This window comes from Achromobacter sp. Marseille-Q0513, from assembly GCF_018195695.1.
GTDB lineage: Bacteria > Pseudomonadota > Gammaproteobacteria > Burkholderiales > Burkholderiaceae_B > Achromobacter.
This window is the reverse complement of record NZ_JAGTJY010000460.1, coordinates 1-573: the sequence shown is the minus strand read 5'-3', so window position 1 is coordinate 573 and position 573 is coordinate 1. Positions and strand designations below refer to the sequence as shown.

1 protein-coding gene is annotated in these 573 nt (G+C 67.2%); it reads left to right on the top strand.

Features of this window, described 5'->3' with window-relative positions; all coding sequences use genetic code 11:
- Positions 1-573, top strand: a 573-nt coding sequence (locus KDH83_RS31255) for a hypothetical protein (RefSeq protein ID WP_212323001.1), incomplete at both ends; no start/stop codon positions are given.

Below are 573 nucleotides of genomic sequence, written 5' to 3'. Positions count from 1 at the left end.
GGGTCTGCTACGAGAACGGCCCCCAGTGCAGCCAGGACCCGCGTTGGGCGACGGGTGGCAGGGAACGCCTGCTTGTCATCCCGTCGGAAAGATATCCCGCCTCGCGCTACGGCCCGCCGTTCGACTACGTGCCGCAGAACTGGGCTGGCAAGGGCAGCGGCAGGCCGAGAGAGGCGACCGCGCCGGTCGCGCCGGCGTACATCGCGCCGGAGTACCTATGCACGGGCCAGGGCGGGGATGCGGGCAATTCATGCTCCTATACGGATGAAGGGTTCCGCTATGCCCAGGACTCGCGCATCTGGTCGGTATTCGAGGTGGCGCGACCCGTCGGCCCCATGCCTGTGTGGGTCGAACGCGAACGTCCCTGCGGCTCCGACAGGCAGTGCCTGGCCAGCGAGGCCACGCGCCGCAAGGCCTATGACGATGCCTACGCCGCATACAAGGCGCAATACCTGCAGCTGGACGCGCGCATCCGTGAATTCAACGCCGATTTCGCGCGCCGCCTGCGGCACAACTTCGTCTACTACGACGTAACTGAAACCGTCACCGAGACGCGCGCGACCGCCAGCGACC